The organism is uncultured Erythrobacter sp. (assembly GCF_947492365.1).
Taxonomy (GTDB): Bacteria; Pseudomonadota; Alphaproteobacteria; order Sphingomonadales; family Sphingomonadaceae; genus Erythrobacter.
In genome coordinates, this window is the sequence record NZ_CANLMB010000001.1 from 1,821,403 (window position 1) to 1,835,979 (window position 14,577).

Annotated in this window: 12 protein-coding genes and 1 tRNA gene; 8 read left to right on the forward strand and 5 right to left on the reverse strand. The window is 57.0% G+C overall.

The genetic code is table 11. The features are described 5' to 3' along the window. Positions 1–92: 92 nt before the first annotated feature. Positions 93–1,154, forward strand: a complete 1,062-nt coding sequence (locus tag Q0887_RS08630) for a polysaccharide lyase family 7 protein (protein ID WP_299194037.1) — start codon at positions 93–95, stop codon at positions 1,152–1,154. 283 nt (positions 1,155–1,437) lie between these two features. Here the strand turns inward: Q0887_RS08630 and Q0887_RS08635 are convergent, their stop codons facing one another. Next, complete coding sequence (locus tag Q0887_RS08635; RefSeq protein WP_299194039.1) at positions 1,438–1,803, reverse strand: DUF4383 domain-containing protein; 366 nt, start codon at positions 1,801–1,803, stop codon at positions 1,438–1,440. A gap of 395 nt (positions 1,804–2,198) precedes the next feature. On the opposite strand from Q0887_RS08635, the gene Q0887_RS08640 reads away from it, so the two are divergent. The 4 genes from Q0887_RS08640 to Q0887_RS08655 all read left to right on the forward strand — a co-directional run bounded on the left by Q0887_RS08640 (position 2,199) and on the right by Q0887_RS08655 (position 5,363). After that, a complete protein-coding gene (locus Q0887_RS08640; RefSeq protein WP_299194040.1) occupies positions 2,199–2,729 on the forward strand; it encodes a DUF4142 domain-containing protein in 531 nt (176 codons plus the stop codon). Beyond that, positions 2,726–3,127, forward strand: a complete 402-nt coding sequence (locus Q0887_RS08645; RefSeq protein WP_299194042.1) for a cupredoxin family copper-binding protein — start codon at positions 2,726–2,728, stop codon at positions 3,125–3,127. Before Q0887_RS08640 ends, Q0887_RS08645 begins: the two co-directional genes overlap by 4 nt. 117 nt (positions 3,128–3,244) lie before the next feature. Beyond that, on the forward strand, positions 3,245–4,306 hold the full coding sequence (locus Q0887_RS08650; protein ID WP_299194043.1) for a transporter: 1,062 nt from the start codon (positions 3,245–3,247) through the stop codon (positions 4,304–4,306). Positions 4,307–4,436: 130 nt separating this feature from the next. Beyond that, the gene (locus tag Q0887_RS08655; RefSeq protein WP_299194045.1) at positions 4,437–5,363 is read left to right on the forward strand and encodes an AraC family transcriptional regulator; all 927 of its coding nucleotides are present in this window, start codon (positions 4,437–4,439) and stop codon (positions 5,361–5,363) included. A gap of 421 nt (positions 5,364–5,784) precedes the next feature. Here the strand turns inward: Q0887_RS08655 and Q0887_RS08660 are convergent, their stop codons facing one another. Beyond that, positions 5,785–7,371, reverse strand: coding sequence for a hypothetical protein (locus tag Q0887_RS08660; RefSeq protein WP_299194047.1), 1,587 nt, complete (start codon positions 7,369–7,371; stop codon positions 5,785–5,787). A gap of 267 nt (positions 7,372–7,638) precedes the next feature. On the opposite strand from Q0887_RS08660, the gene Q0887_RS08665 reads away from it, so the two are divergent. After that, on the forward strand, positions 7,639–8,829 hold the full coding sequence (locus Q0887_RS08665) for a hypothetical protein (RefSeq protein WP_299194049.1): 1,191 nt from the start codon (positions 7,639–7,641) through the stop codon (positions 8,827–8,829). Between the two features lie 755 nt (positions 8,830–9,584). Here the strand turns inward: Q0887_RS08665 and Q0887_RS08670 are convergent. Further along, a complete protein-coding gene (locus Q0887_RS08670; protein ID WP_299194050.1) occupies positions 9,585–10,307 on the reverse strand; it encodes an IS6 family transposase in 723 nt (240 codons plus the stop codon). Between the two features lie 320 nt (positions 10,308–10,627). Beyond that, positions 10,628–10,718, reverse strand: a tRNA-Ser gene (locus Q0887_RS08675). Positions 10,719–10,798: 80 nt separating this feature from the next. Between Q0887_RS08675 and Q0887_RS08680 the strand changes: the two genes are divergently transcribed. Together Q0887_RS08680 and Q0887_RS08685 are read left to right on the forward strand one after the other, a co-directional pair. Beyond that, positions 10,799–11,845, forward strand: a complete 1,047-nt coding sequence (locus tag Q0887_RS08680) for a peptidylprolyl isomerase (protein ID WP_299194052.1) — start codon at positions 10,799–10,801, stop codon at positions 11,843–11,845. A gap of 124 nt (positions 11,846–11,969) precedes the next feature. Next, positions 11,970–12,287: a DUF1905 domain-containing protein gene (locus tag Q0887_RS08685; protein WP_299194054.1), complete on the forward strand. Its 318-nt coding sequence runs from the start codon at positions 11,970–11,972 to the stop codon at positions 12,285–12,287. 6 nt (positions 12,288–12,293) lie between these two features. Here Q0887_RS08685 and Q0887_RS08690 read toward each other — a convergent pair whose 3' ends face one another. Next, positions 12,294–14,384 (reverse strand): bifunctional (p)ppGpp synthetase/guanosine-3',5'-bis(diphosphate) 3'-pyrophosphohydrolase, encoded by a 2,091-nt coding sequence (locus tag Q0887_RS08690; protein WP_299195294.1) that lies wholly within the window; start codon positions 14,382–14,384, stop codon positions 12,294–12,296. Positions 14,385–14,577: the final 193 nt, after the last annotated feature.

A 14,577-nucleotide genomic window follows, 5' to 3' on the forward strand; every position in this document is an offset into this window, starting at 1 on the left:
CGTTTCTAAGACCTGCCTTGCCAACGCCATTCAGCCTCTATTTTTGACGAGTTGCTAAGGTGGCACCGCAATGAACCGAAAGAGAGATTGTCGTGGCTAATTCCTGGAAATCCAACCGTCGCTGGTCGGCTCTAGTGGCTGGCATCGTTGCGCTGTCTATTCCAATCGGAGCGGTCGCTCTTGATGACACGTCTGACGTGCCCGGAAGTGTCTTTGACCTAAGCCAGTGGAAAATCACGCTCCCGATCGATGCGGATAGTGACGGCCGACCGGATGAGATCGACGTGCGGGCGATCCAGGATTACGAACATTCGGACTACTTCTATCTCAACGAGGAAGGGCGAATGGTGTTTGTCGCCCCCAATATGGGCACAACCACCGCCAACACGTCCAATGCCCGCAGCGAATTGCGGCAGATGATACGCGGAACGAACACCCGCATCGGCACCCACGATCCCGAAAACAACTTCGCTGTCGAGGCGCGCCGTAACTCGGACCGCTTTGGCGCTGTTGGCGGTAAGCTAGAGGCGACGTTGCGGGTCGATCACGTCTCGCTCAATGCGGGTGATCCGGCCAAACCTTCGGCCTACGCCGTGGTCGTTGGACAAATCCACGCGATCAAGTATGACAGCACCAGAAGCGGCTTTGGCTACGGCAACGAGCCGATCAAAATCTATTTCAAGAAATTCCCGGGCCATGAGTACGGCTCGGTCTTCTGGACCTATGAGCGCAACCTCGCGCGCGACAACCCCAACCGTACGGACCTTTCGATGCCGGTCTTCGGCTACGCGTGGGATGTTGACGAAGATCCGGGCGAGAACGGCATCGCTCTGGGGGAGGACTTCAGCTACACAATCAACGTCCATCGCAACACGATGTACCTGACTTTCCACAGCGAACGCCTTGGCACTGTGAACCATCAGCTCAGCCTGGTGCGGGGGGCCGATGCGCTCGACAATCCCTATTCCTACGGCGGAGATTCGCTCTACTTCAAGGCGGGTGTTTACAACCAGTGCAGCCCGCGAACCGGCGACTCCATGTGGTATGCAGGCTGCCCGGGAACCGGTGACTGGGAACGCGACAGGGCCGACGGCAACTATGCTCAGGCAAGCTTCTCGAGACTGATTTTGGGGCCTTCAACCGCGCCGGAGTAGACTTGACCTTCGGTCCGAAATTCCTGCGTCAGTGCTAAATGGCCGTATTTGGGCCGTGAACGGACGGTCCGTTTATCAGCGCCTGAGAATCTAAAGCGGACGTTCCGCTTGCGACCCAAATTTTGACACTCGGTGACCATCGCTTAGACCTTCGAACCGATCATCAGGCAGCGACAAACCGCGCTGTGTGAAATAGCAAAATCGAAATTGTCGCGGGCGGACGAGGATTTGGAGGGAAGACGGGATCTACCTGTCCGCCCGCGACCGAGACCAAAAGGGTCCCTTATGCAAACCCGCGTTCTCGTGACAGCATGCCGCTAGCTAGGATCGCAACCGCGAGGCCCGCATGGAGCCAACGATCAGCCTCGTTGATGTGGATCATGCCAAGCAGCATGTCATTGGTTGTGAAAAAGCCGACAATCGCGACCACAACATAGGCGACGCCGATACCGAGCACTGTTGCGCGCGATTTTCCGGCCACTGAACCGGCGAGAAAGCCGATCCCCGTAACGATATGGACCAAGTTGTGCATCGTATTGACGGCGAAGATGCCGTCCGGACTCACAAGCGGATTTGGGATGAAGCCGAGAATTCCAACCGCAACAAAAGTTGCGGCCAGAAGCCTGGCCAGTAGTTTTGCATCAATCATATTGACTCCTATCAATGTGCCTGACCGAGTTTCGGCCTGGCAATTGACTAGGCACCGCTATGCCCGCCTCGCCAGTGCGGAAGCCACATCTAGTATTGCGTGCAAACTTGTTTGGATGCGCTGCAATGTCAGTCGCTCATTAACGCCGGCCCTGACCCAAATTGGGCGCAGGCAGAGCATCCGCTGATTCGCAAGAATCGCTCGCTTCGATACGAAAACGCCGAGTCACCCGATGGAATTCCCGCCTTTTGGAACGGTTTCATTGCCCATCGTCCAAAGCGATTTGCACGCCGTCTTTGATCGACGGCGCCCTGTGGCCAGCCGGAAAATTCGATGCCAGCCGGACTGTGGTTCGAGTGATCGATCCATATGAGTCTCAATGAAAGGAAAGTACAATGCGTCGAATTCTGGCAAAATCCCTCGCCGCCGTGGCTATGATCAGTGTGGTTGTTGCAAGCCCCGCAGCAGCTGATGAAGGCCCCAGTGACATGGAGATCGCACATATCGCCTATACGGCTGGCAATCTCGACATCCGCTATGCGCATCTCGCGCTCGCAATCTCTGAAAACCCCGAAGTTCGCCAGTTCGCCGAACTGATGATCCGTGACCACAATGCGGTCAACGAACAGGCCCTTGCGCTGCTTTCTCGTTTGGGTGCGACACCGGTTGATAACGCAACCAGCCGCCAACTGGCCGATGCTGCGCGTGACAAGCGAGAAGAACTGGCTTCGCTCGACGGCGCTGAGTTCGACCGTGCTTATGCAGCCAACGAACTTGGCTATCACCAATTCGTGAACACCACTGTCGAAACCGCTTTCATCCCGGCGGTGGACAATGATGAGTTCCGCTCGTTGCTCGGCGCTGCATTGCAGGTTTTCAAAGTGCATGAGCAGCATGCTGAACAGATGGTCGAAGCGCTGCAATGAGCGCCTCGGTCAACAAGCAGATCGGATTGAGAGGTCGCCGCAATGGCCTCTCGATTCTCTCCCGATTGGTGCTGGTCTTTGCGGTCATATTGGCGGTTGCTGCCGTCAGCCTGACCGCCTCATGGCCTGGACAGGCCGAAGCCAAATCGGAGCCTGTCATGCACGTGGTCGAGATCCGGCAGTTCAAATTCTTCCCTGCCAATCTAACGGTCAATCGCGGCGACAGGATCGAGTTTAAGAACCTCGATATCGCTCCGCACACGGCGACAGCTCAGGGATGGGATTCGGGTAACCTGACACGGGGCCAGTCATGGACCCTGACAGCAGATGAAGCCGGAACCTTTGACTATATCTGCACCTACCATCCGGCGATGAAGGGCCGCATAACCGTCCGCTAGTGCTGCCTGGCCGCCCTTTCGCACACTCTCCCCACCCAATCGCTCGCCTGTCCAACCGAACCGCATAATCAAGCGGCGCGGTTGGGCGCGGCGTGCACAAACCCACCGGAAAAGAAGATGAAAACTACCAACCTCAGGCTAACAGCCGCAGCATCGCTTACATTCGTACTGAGCGCGACAAGCGCGCTCGCTCACCATGTCGCGGTCGATTCCCAAACCGGGGAATCGGGACCGATCACCGTCATCTCGGCAGACACTCCTAAACAGGGCAGCGTCTCATTCGGAACCGAGCTCTATGTTGAAGACTACGATGCTTTCCTTGATGAAGAACTCGAACACTTCGCCGAGGAAGGTTTCGAAGGCGTGCACAACACTGATGCCGCCTATGTCGCAAAGTTCAGCGCAAGCTACGCCGTCCGCGACAATCTAACCGTAAGTGCAGCCCTGCCCTATTTCATCCGCGACGGCATTCGCGAGGCCGAACCTGACCACGCAATGCACGGGCACGGATCGCTGGGGCATGGATCGCAGGGCCACGGCGCTGCAACCGAGATCCACACGCTAGGCACAGCGGCGGGTATCGGCGATCTCCAGATCGGGGCGAAGTTTGGTCTGCTGGACCGGCGTGAGGCACCAATCGGCCTGGCATTGATAGCGGGCCTCAGCATCCCGACCGGCGATGTCCGTGAACGGCAGAATGACGGATCACGCTTTGAGACCGAATTCCAGCCCAGCACCGGCTCATGGGACCCCAAAGCCGGCCTTGCCATCAGCCGGTCGATCGGGCCGATCTCTCTTGACGCTAGCGGCGTCTACACGTTCCGCACCGAAGGCTCGCAGGACACCAATCTGGGCGACCATTTCGCTTTTGGTGCAGCAGCCAGCTGGCGTATTGGCAAAGGGCCACATGTCCATTCCGATGGCACCTTTGAGCGGCACGATGCTTTCGACCTGATCCTTGAATTCAACGGTGAATGGGAAGAGCGCGAGCGCATCAATGGCGCGAGCAATTTGAACAGCGGCGGCACTCAGCTATTCATCAGTCCGGGTGCGCGATTTGTTTCGTCGAATGGGTGGAATGCTTATGCAACTGTATCCATTCCGGTCCACGAAGACTTGAACGGTATCCAGAATGAAACCGACATGCGTTTCAAACTTGGATTTCTGGTCAGTCTGTGATCGATACTTGATCGTGCCGCTCGCTGCGATTGATGGCTCGCCGCAAGGCAAATGTGCGGGTTTGTCGCCGACAATCCCGCGCCATAGAAAAGCGGCGGGCGGCACGTTCGCAATTGGAAGGGACAAGCCAATGAATGTGTTGGACGACATCCTCAGCACCCTCAATCTGAAGGGCGCCCTGTATTTCCGCACCGACTTCAATTCGCCGTGGGCGGTGAAGGTCCCGGACCTTGAACAAGCAGCCAGATTTCATCTGTGCGTGCAAGGCGGTTGCGATGTAGCAATCGAGAACGGCGACACTGTCGAGCTTTCTCAGGGCGATCTGATCCTAATTCCGCGGGGACGCTCCCACATCCTCGCCGACAAGCCGGTCTCGCAGGCCCCTCCACTCGAAAGCGTCCTTGCTGATGCCGGTTATGAGGGTGAAGGTGTGCTGTCAGTCGGGCGCGGTAATCCCGATGCTTCGACCCAGCTAATCTGCGGCCATTTCACATTCCGTCGCGGTGCCGATCACCCGATCCTTCGCGCTCTTCCCGACTATCTGGTCACATCCTCCGCCATGCGTGCACGCGAAGTCTGGCTGGATGAGATCCTGCGCCTGTTGACCAGACACATGTTTGACAATGAGAGTGAGCTGACTTCGACCGCTACCAAATTGTCCGAGATCTTCTTTATCGAGCTGATCCGGCTGGGCATCGGCCAGACGCCTCAGATGCAATCCATCCTCTCAGCCTTTACTGATCGGCAGATCGGGCGCGCGCTTGAGCTCATGCACAAAGATGCCGAGCAGCCATGGACGGTGGCGTCGATGGCAAGCGAGGTCGGCATGTCACGCAGCAGTTTTGCTGACCGATTCCGCGAATTGATTGGCATTGGACCGATGAGTTATCTGTCGGAATGGCGCTTGCAAAAGGCGCTGGCACTGCTCGAGGATGAGCGATGTTCCGTTCAGCAGGCTGCGGCGGGGACGGGCTACCTTTCAGCAGCAGCCTTCACTCGCGCCTTCACAGCGCGCTTCGGCCATTCGCCGCGCGAATTCAGGCGCAATGCCGGCTGAAACTAGCCTTTCCTTCAATCTAGCTTTCAACGCGGCAGGAAGTTGGAGCCGGAAATCGGTGCTGCGCGAACTTGAGCGGGATCGGACGATAAAACGCAAAGAACACTTCAATGCCAAGAGAATGCTCAGCTGAAGAGATGGAGGTTGAGGTTGGGTGGCAGTGCTGAAAGCTCTAAGTCGGCTTCCACCTCCATGAGTTGACAATCATAGGAACGCGGACACCGCCGATGAGCGGTCTGTCTGCTTAGTCAGGTCGCCACCCAGAAGCGGATCGGCTGGTCACGACCCAGAAGCTGACAATAGAAAGGCAACTTTCTTTGCCTTTGGGCAGACTCTATTTTGGTTTGCTCAACTCAGGCGTCTTGGCGAGCTATCTCTGTCTCTGGATTCCGTCGAAATCCCAGCAGTAAAGAGCCGGATGTCATGGTGAGAGGAGCTGCTCTTGTTCGGCTATCTGGACCTGTAGGCGCAATAGCTCCAGCTGACGCTGTAGATCCTGGAGCCTGCTCGCGTAAGCGTCGACCTGCGGATTCAAATTGCTTTGTAGCTCCGCAATCCGCACTTGGTGCTCGAGAACTGAGACTTCTTGCTGCAAGATTGTGACGGGGTTGGTCGGATTTATCTGTTCCTGCAACTGGTTCAGCAATTGCTGCTGTTGGAGAAGGCCGACTTGCCGTTGAAGCTCTTCCAACGGCTCGTTCGCCGCGGCGGTGGCGTCCGCTTCCCTCGTGGTCCCGATATCCTGCAGTAAAGAGTTCAGCGCGTTGGCGGAAGAGCCTGCGGCCTGGGCCGCTTCGAGAGCCACCGCGCTATTCTCTTTGTACTCAACCATCGTGGGCTCGCCGGTCGTGTTGAAGGTGGCGTTGAGGACATTGTTTTGGCCGAAGCCGTTCGAGAACGGCAGCACGATATAGGCCCCCAGCTGCGGCACACTCACATTCTGTTCGACAACCTTGCCCGCGCTAGTCGTTGAACAAGGGACACCGTAGCCCGTGCATACGATAACCTGGCCCGGAACAGGTTGCCGGGCGACTATGCCGGCGACGTGATCTAACTGACCTCCTGGTTCATCCTCGTCCCTTGAGGCCAAACCAAGCCGCCCCCGGACAGCATCGACGCTGGCGTCATCTAGGCCAAAGCCCTGGGTTCGGAGCTGGATTGTGATGGAAAGTTCGCGTGCAATTGTTGGTCCGAACCTTCCCATGTCACAGGGCGCGTCATCCGTGCATAGACTTGGATCGATTGTTCCTAAGAACACCCCAAAAGCCGGATTATCCTTCTGATTGAAAAGTTTGTTGATCCATGCCTGTCGAGCTATGCCGCCCGCAATATCGGTCGCGTCATTCTCGCGGAAATCGAATTCTCGGGACTGGTATCCTGTTTCCGGCATTACCCCGGATGGGCGCCATGCAAACACCTCCGAAAAGGCCAGCGTCCTGTCGAATTCTGCAATCTGGGTGTCGAACTTCTTGATTTCCCCTGCCAGCGCCTTTCCCTGTTCAGTCAGAGTGCCGATCAGGTCTTTTTGAGCGTCGGAGAGTTTGTCGGCGTCGATTGCATTCAACGCAGCCAAACGCGTGTTGACGGATGCGAGCGCTTCAACCTTACTTTTCCGGTCCGATGCAATCTTTGCCCTTAGTTCTACCAGCGGCTGCTGCTCGAAAACGACTTGACCATTGTCATCAAGCCTGTTCGTCGCAACTGTCGCCATTGGACAAGAGGCAAAAGCTTGCTCACGGAGATTGGGAGCCCCCATCGGCACCGGCACACCCGTCGCCAACCTGGCAATTGCGAAGCCCGCCTTTAGCGTTTCAACTGCGATGTTGATCGATTGATCCTGAGCCGCAACGTTGACCGCACTGATCATCCGGTTCTCGTGGAACGTCACCTTGAAACTTGACGTCTTCGTCTCGGAAGACAGCGCAGCATAGTCGAGAACAAAATACTCGGATGCAGGGTATTTAGCCGAAATTTCAACCTCGGTCTCGAAGTCGACCTTAAGCGTCACGGTCGATGCTCCATTCGATGCGTCGAACCCAGGCTGACCCGGCGTGAACAGCTCGCATTTCTTTAAGCGATGTGTAGCCGTTGCCTCTAATTGCAAAACCGGCAGAGCATAAGGAACACCATCTATTCGTGTCTGCTGCAGCGAGACTGGCCTTGTCTCCAGAGATGTAGCGCATCCGGCTAATAGAACCGGTAAAAGCAAGACTCGAAATAGCTTGTGTCTCATGATACCCCCTGCACTTACTTCACTTATTGTGAGGCTCTTGAAATGTCCAGTAGATTCATTCAGATTATTGCTTTCTGTTTTGCCTTTTCGATACCATCACAAGAAGTTCTAAGCCAGCAAAAAAACGAAATATCCCCCTCTACACGAAGCGTATTGGGGCCTGAAGTGGAGCCTGGTTGGTTCTTGGAGCTGCCACTAGGAGAGAGTCGTTCGGCATTACTAAAAGATGGTGCGCAATCGATCCTTCTTAAGCGTATTGACTGGAGAACAGCCGGCGATGCGGAAGATTTTCGTTCTCTAAAGGGTTTGTTTGAGAATCTAGCGGCGTGGCAGATTGATAGGATACCCGTTTGTTTTTTGGGCATCGATGCGCAGTTCGCACTATCTGATCAAAAGGCTCGGTCACTAAAGTCGGAAATCGCAGAAATCGCCGCTGAATGGAACGCGGTGCCGGGCGTTCCCGATTTTGACTTCGGTGATCTAGAAAATCCGAATGTCTGTTCGGGAAATGAGTACGCTGTTGCCGTACAGATCGATGAGAGGCCATCGGGTTCGATGGTCGGGCGAAGTGCGCGCCCATATGCAAAGCTCGGAATCCCAACCATGCACCTACAACTCTCCAGACTTGTGTCGGGCGGCAACGAGATGAAAAGGCATGTCGTGCTGCATGAATTTGGTCATGCACTAGGCCTCTTGCATGAAATCAGACATGCTGACGGAAATTGCTGGGAAAAATTCAAAAAGCCGGAACTGTATGCCTATTACGCGAAGGAACTTGGCATCAGCGACCAGGAGCAGGTCAGGACACAGCTACGTAGATACGACAGAGTCACTTTCGGCGGCTTGTTGACGATTACAAGCATCGATCAGCTTTCTGTGATGATGTACTCATTCCCGCCGCGGGTATATGAACAGGCTTCTCCACCTTGTTGGTCATCTTTGAATTCAGTCATTTCCGATGGAGATGTGCTCACGCTTCAAAAGGCGTATGGCAATTCCGGGACCGGATTGATGCGCCTGGCTTCACTGACCAGCGATCTCGCGGAGCCTCATAGGCGTGTGGTAGATGCGTACGTGACCTTGCAAACAGCGCCTCCTCTTATCCAAGATGAATTGATTCTGGTTCTAGCGGCCGAACCCGACGGCGCATCATCGAAACAATTGGCCGATGCCGTGTTCAAAGCGGCCCATTCTCCCAGGATTCAATCGATTTTGAGCGATGGACCAGGTTAAATTCTCCGTTGCCTATCCCAATTCACTCTCGCTTCGACAGCTTGCCGATGGGTACGCAACGCTGGTGCAAAAATGAGGGTAAGTTCGATGAGATTTCGGTGGTTATCCGCTGGCTCGACGAACGATCTTGCCTCGTCCTGTTGGACTCCCTTACGCTACGCTTCAGGCCGCCCAGCCGGGCGACCACATCCGCCGGAACTCTAACTTAACCGGTGGACACCCTAAAGGGGCAGGTCACCTCTTGAATGTCTCCTTTCACCCCCAATTTCGGTCGCTGAATGATGGCTTGAGTTGGGCCGATTGCAGTCTGGCGGCTTTTGGGAGCTGGGATAGGGAAAGCGACTATGCAATCCGGCCATCCTCTCAGTTTAAACCAGATTGTCTAGGATTTGACCTGTTAACCGGAATAATCTGGCATTTTGCGTACTTGGAAATTTTGGAGGCTGGTTGACGTTTTCGACTTATACCTGAACACCGTTGGCTATTCTAGAATGAGCTAGGCACTTGCCTTTCACGTGGAGCGCCCGATGATCTTTAGCCGACGGAGCATCCAAGACAGGCTAGATGCCATTCGCGACGCGGTGCCCTCAGATTGGTCCGTAGAGCTAGTTGAAAGGCTGAATAAGCCAAGTCGTGACCGCATGGCAGCCCTCTATGAACTGATCGTCGCCCACGGACTATTAGCGGCGGGGGTGCTGTCAGTCTAACGCGAACTCGTCTCCACCTAGTATAGCTCGCCCTATCCCAGTTGGTTCTCAAGCCACAAGATTTTGCCAATCAGCCAAGGCAGCTGAGCGGTTTGCTTTGTAAGTCTGTCTGTCCACGAGGTGACGGTCTAGGTTGAAGTGATTGTGGACGTTGGCGTGAACTGCAGCGAACTTCTGAAGTGATTTCATCTGTCGAAACCTCAGCATCGCTCGCTCCCTTCGTCGGAATGGAAGATGGCTATTCTCTGCCCGGTTGTTGAGCCACCTGCCCATCTCTCTGCGTTCGAGATTTCCCAGTTCGCGCATCGCTGCCGGGTAAGATTTCAGCCCGTCGGTCACGATCGTTTCTGCCTTGCCGTGCCGCTTCAATGTCTTCTTGAAGAATCGCAAAGCCGCAGATTTATCGCGTTTCTTGGTGACATAGCTTTCCAAGATCTCACCTTCGTGATCGACCGCGCGCCAAAGGTAGTGCGTCTCGCCATTGATCTTTACGAAAACCTCATCGACGTGCCAGCACCAATTTCTGAAGCCGCGCATTCTGCTGATGCGCTGGCGCTTGATATCAGCCCCAAACATCGGACCGAACCGGTTCCACCAAAACCGCACCGTTTCATGACAAATGTCGATACCTCGTTCGGCAAGCAGATCTTCGACATTCCGCAAGCTCAGCGGAAAGCGGATGTACATCATCACAACCAGACGAATGACCTCAGGCGATGAATTGAAGCGTTTGAATGGGCTGGCTGGTTTGGCTCTCGACTGACGGCTCATTCCGCGCCGCTAGCGACATCCGCCGCCAGATGCCACGTTAGTCTGACAACACCCGATAAACTCATAAAATTGCGAGATTAGCTGGCAAATGGGTTGAACAAACCTACAATTTCAAAGCCTGTCATCTTGCCCAGAAACAGGGAAAAACACGGAATTTTCGATCCCGTACTAGCCGCTAACCGCAAAGAGAAAGATGGGAGAGAGATGGCCGCTATCGCCATTTGCTCCCATTCTATAGTACGGAGTCGTGGCCGAAATCCCCCAGAACTCGGGCGTTCTGGCGGCATGAGTCTCTTATGTCTGGAAAGCGGCGGACTAGGTGGCGGAGCGGGTGGGATTCGAACCCACGATACGGGGTTACCGTATACACACTTTCCAGGCGTGCGCCTTCGACCACTCGGCCACCGCTCCGCATCTCCTGGTTGGGAATGGGCGCGGATACCCACGCATTGCCACTTTCGCAAGGCACAATCGCGTGGCAGGGTCGCGCCATGAAGAAACTGACCATCGCCATTGCCGCGCTCGCGCTACCATCGATTGTTCTGGCACAGGACGAGCCGGAGGCCGCGCCCTCGCCCAATCAGATCGTCGAGGAAGCTTCGGCGGATGAGTGGGTCGCGATTGCAGCTGAAGACCTGCTGGTGATGACGCTTGCCCCCGATGCGCAGGGGCGGGAACGCGAAGTGATCCTGCAATTGATGCCCGCACCCTTCAGCCAGGGCTGGGTGGAGAACATCCGCACGCTCGCCCGCGCCGAGTGGTATGACGGCATCTCGGTCAACCGCGTGCAGGACAATTACGTCGTCCAATGGGGCGATCCGGGGCACGACAATCCTGAGAGCGGCGAGGTGGAGACCAAGCCGCTGCCCGAGGGGCTGAATGTAATGGGGGAGGAGGATTATGTCGCGAGACCACCCTCGGCATTTTCTGGTCCTGAACAATTCGAACGCGCCGTTCTAAATGGTGCGATCGCTGGTGGATTCGACATCAACAACCCGCCTGAAGCGCCCTTCGATGCCGATGAAATGTTTTTGCGGGATAGATATTCCGCAGCCGCGATCATAGGGCGCGGCTGGGCCCTTGGTGGTTCGCGGGAGGAAGGCGTCTGGCCCGTCCATTGCTACGGCATGGTCGGTGTTGGGCGCTCCTACTCACCTGACACCGGCTCGGGCGCGGAGCTCTACACGGTGATCGGCCATGCGCCGCGCCATCTCGATCGCAATATCGCGCTGGTGGGACGGATCATCAGCGGGATGGAGCATCTCTCCTCGCTGCCGCGTGGGTCGGGCGCGTTGGGCTTCTACACCGATGAAGAGGCGGAACTGCGCACGCCGATCCAGTCCATCCGCGTCGCCGCCGACTTGCCCGCAGCCCACCAGCCGCGTTTCGAATATCTCTCCACCGAAGGGGCAACCTTCGCCCGCTATGCCGAGGCGCGCACCAACCGGCGTGACCCGTTCTTCATCGTGCCAGCCGGCGGCGCGGATATCTGCAATATCCCTGTGCCGGTGCGGGTGGTTTCGGACGATAAGGAGTGATGCCTCATATCCGTCATTGCGAAGAGGCGCAGCCGACGCGGCAATCCATGACCCGAACTTCTCAGTTCAGACTGACGGTCGATGGATTGCTTCGCTACGCTCGCAATGACGATCTACTGAACACATGACTGAAACCATCACTGCATCCCTCCCCCTGCGCCGCTGGCAGGGGGACCGCGGGACCTACCACCTTGTCAGCTTCACCGGAGCTGAGGCCGAGACGCTTGCGGGCCATGCGCTGATGCACAAGCTCGAGTTTGGCAAGCGCGGCGGGTTCGGATCGGTCAAAGTCATGGCGCGGATCGGGGAGACGGAATGGAAAACCAGCGTCTTTCCGCAGGACAAGCAGAGCGAATGGGTCCTGCTGGTCAGCAAGAAGGTGATGAAGGCGGAAGATATCGTCGCAGGCGATGAAGTCAGCGTCGAAGTCACGCCGCTTTAGCCGCGCCTACATCCGGTCCGCCTGCGCCACGGCATCGCTCGCACGCAGCGCGCTCAAGATGCGGCTCAGGTGGGCCAGATCCTGCACTTCGGCGTCGATCTCGTAGGTTGTGAACGGATGGTCGAGCTGGGTCTGCACAAGGCTCGTCACATTGGTTTTGTTCTGGGCGAAGATGCCCGCCATTTCCGCCAGCGTACCAGGGCGATCATAGAGCGTCACATTCAGCCGCCCGACCGCGCCTTGCGAGCGCTGGCCCCAGCTGAGATCAAGCCAGTCGGTATCGACCCCGTCAGCCAGATCCTGACAGTCGATTGCGTGGACCAGCACGGGGCTTCCCTTGCGCCGCAGCCCCACGATCCGGTCACCCGGCACTGGGTGGCAGCATTCGGCCAGCTCAAAGGCCAGACCCGGCGTCAGCCCGCGGATCGAGATCTGGCGTTCGCGCCGCGACCAGTCATCTTCCTCTTCAAATTCCGCCGTGCAGCCCGGCACCAGAGCTTCCATCACTTCGCGGTCGGTCAGCTTGGCAGAGCCAATGGCGAACATCAGGTCGTCCGGCTCCTCCATATCCAGCCGCTTGACCGCCGCGCGAATGGCCTTCTTGCCGATCCGCGCAGGCACGCGGATGGCGATCTCGTCGAACAGCTTCGAGCCGATTTCGGCAATCTCGTCGCGCTCTTTCAGGCGCACCGCCCGGCGGATTGCCGCGCGCGCCTTTCCGGTGACGACAAAGCCCAGCCACGCAAGTTGCGGCTCTGCCTCCCCGCCCTTGATGATCTCCACCACATCGCCATTTTCCAGCCGCGTGCGCAGCGGCATGTGCCGTCCGTTGATCTTTGCGCCCACTGTCGCAAGGCCAAGATCGGTGTGCACCGCAAAGGCGAAATCGACCGCGGTTGATCCCTTGGGCAGCTGAAACAGCGCACCCTTGGGCGTGAAGGCGAAGATGCGGTCCTGATAGATCGCCATGCGCGTGTGTTCGAGCAGTTCCTCGGCATCGTGGCTCGCATCGACGATCTCGATCAGATCGCGCAGCCAGGCGACCTGCCCGTCGGCTTTGTCCGATTGCTTGTAAGCCCAATGCGCGGCCAGCCCGAATTCGTTGCGGCCATGCATCTCGCGGGTGCGGATCTGCACTTCGACCCGCATCGAATTTTCGTACATCAGCGAGGTGTGAAGCGAGCGGTAGCCGTTATTCTTGGGCGTCGAGATATAGTCCTTGAAGCGCCCCGGCAGGAATTGCCACACGGTGTGCAGCACGCCCATCGCGCGGTAACAATCCTCGATCGTTTCGGTGAGCACGCGGAAGGCCATGATGTCGGTGACCTGCTCGAAACTCACATGGCGTTCGGACATTTTCTGCCAGATCGAGAACGGGTGTTTCTCGCGGCCTGTGACTTCAACCTTGAGCCCTGCTTCGGCAAGCGCTTGTTTGATCTTGAGCGCGATCGCATCGACCTGCCCGCCATCCTGTCCGCGCAATTCCCCCAGCCGTTTGGTGATGGTGGAGTAGGCCTCGGGCTCCAGCTCGCGAAAAGCCAGCGCCTGCATCTCGCGCATATATTCATACATGCCCACACGTTCAGCGAGCGGCGCGTAGATATCCATCGTCTCGCGCGCGATCCGCTGGCGCTTTTCCGGCTTCTTGATGAAGTGCAGCGTGCGCATATTGTGCAGCCTGTCCGCCAGCTTGACCAGCAGCACGCGGATATCCTCGGACATCGCCAGCAGGAATTTGCGCAGGTTCTCCGCCGCACGCTCATCCTCGGGCATGGCCTCGATCTTGGAAAGCTTGGTCACACCGTCGACAAGGCTGGCGACTTCGGGACCGAAATGCTTCTCGATATCGTCAATCGTTGCCAGCGTGTCCTCGACCGTGTCGTGGAGCAGCGCAGTGATGATCGTCTGCTCGTCCAGCTGGAGGTCGGTCATCAGGCCCGCAACCTCGACCGGATGCGAGAAATAGGGATCGCCGCTGGCGCGCTTCTGCGTGCCGTGTTTCTGCACCGTATAGACATAGGCGCGGTTAAGCGCAGCCTCGTCGGCATCGGGGTCGTAGCTTTTGACCCGTTCTACAAGTTCATATTGGCGCAGCATCCCGCTGAATATGTGCTGCGCACGCGAAACCGGCAAGCGGTTCTTGCCCCTCCCCTGCGGGAAAGTGCCTAGGACCTTCTGCGCAGGCTGCGTTGAAACCGCTGGAAAGCCGAGTTCGCCTAGTCATGCAGGATGGCCAAACTGTCTCAAGCATCATCTGGCGCCTTAGCCGCCAAACTGTCCTTTGCCGCGC

What these genes read in the sequence shown, in the direction of transcription:
- Q0887_RS08640 (WP_299194040.1), top strand. Translation starts at nt 2,199, where the DNA reads ATGCGTCGAATTCTGGCAAAATCCCTCGCCGCCGTGGCTATGATCAGT.
- Q0887_RS08635 (WP_299194039.1), bottom strand. Translation starts at nt 1,803, where the DNA reads ATGATTGATGCAAAACTACTGGCCAGGCTTCTGGCCGCAACTTTTGTT.
- Q0887_RS08665 (WP_299194049.1), top strand. Translation starts at nt 7,639, where the DNA reads ATGTCCAGTAGATTCATTCAGATTATTGCTTTCTGTTTTGCCTTTTCG.
- Q0887_RS08690 (WP_299195294.1), bottom strand. Translation starts at nt 14,384, where the DNA reads ATGCTGCGCCAATATGAACTTGTAGAACGGGTCAAAAGCTACGACCCC.
- Q0887_RS08650 (WP_299194043.1), top strand. Translation starts at nt 3,245, where the DNA reads ATGAAAACTACCAACCTCAGGCTAACAGCCGCAGCATCGCTTACATTC.
- Q0887_RS08655 (WP_299194045.1), top strand. Translation starts at nt 4,437, where the DNA reads ATGAATGTGTTGGACGACATCCTCAGCACCCTCAATCTGAAGGGCGCC.
- Q0887_RS08680 (WP_299194052.1), top strand. Translation starts at nt 10,799, where the DNA reads ATGAAGAAACTGACCATCGCCATTGCCGCGCTCGCGCTACCATCGATT.
- Q0887_RS08685 (WP_299194054.1), top strand. Translation starts at nt 11,970, where the DNA reads ATGACTGAAACCATCACTGCATCCCTCCCCCTGCGCCGCTGGCAGGGG.
- Q0887_RS08670 (WP_299194050.1), bottom strand. Translation starts at nt 10,307, where the DNA reads ATGAGCCGTCAGTCGAGAGCCAAACCAGCCAGCCCATTCAAACGCTTC.
- Q0887_RS08645 (WP_299194042.1), top strand. Translation starts at nt 2,726, where the DNA reads ATGAGCGCCTCGGTCAACAAGCAGATCGGATTGAGAGGTCGCCGCAAT.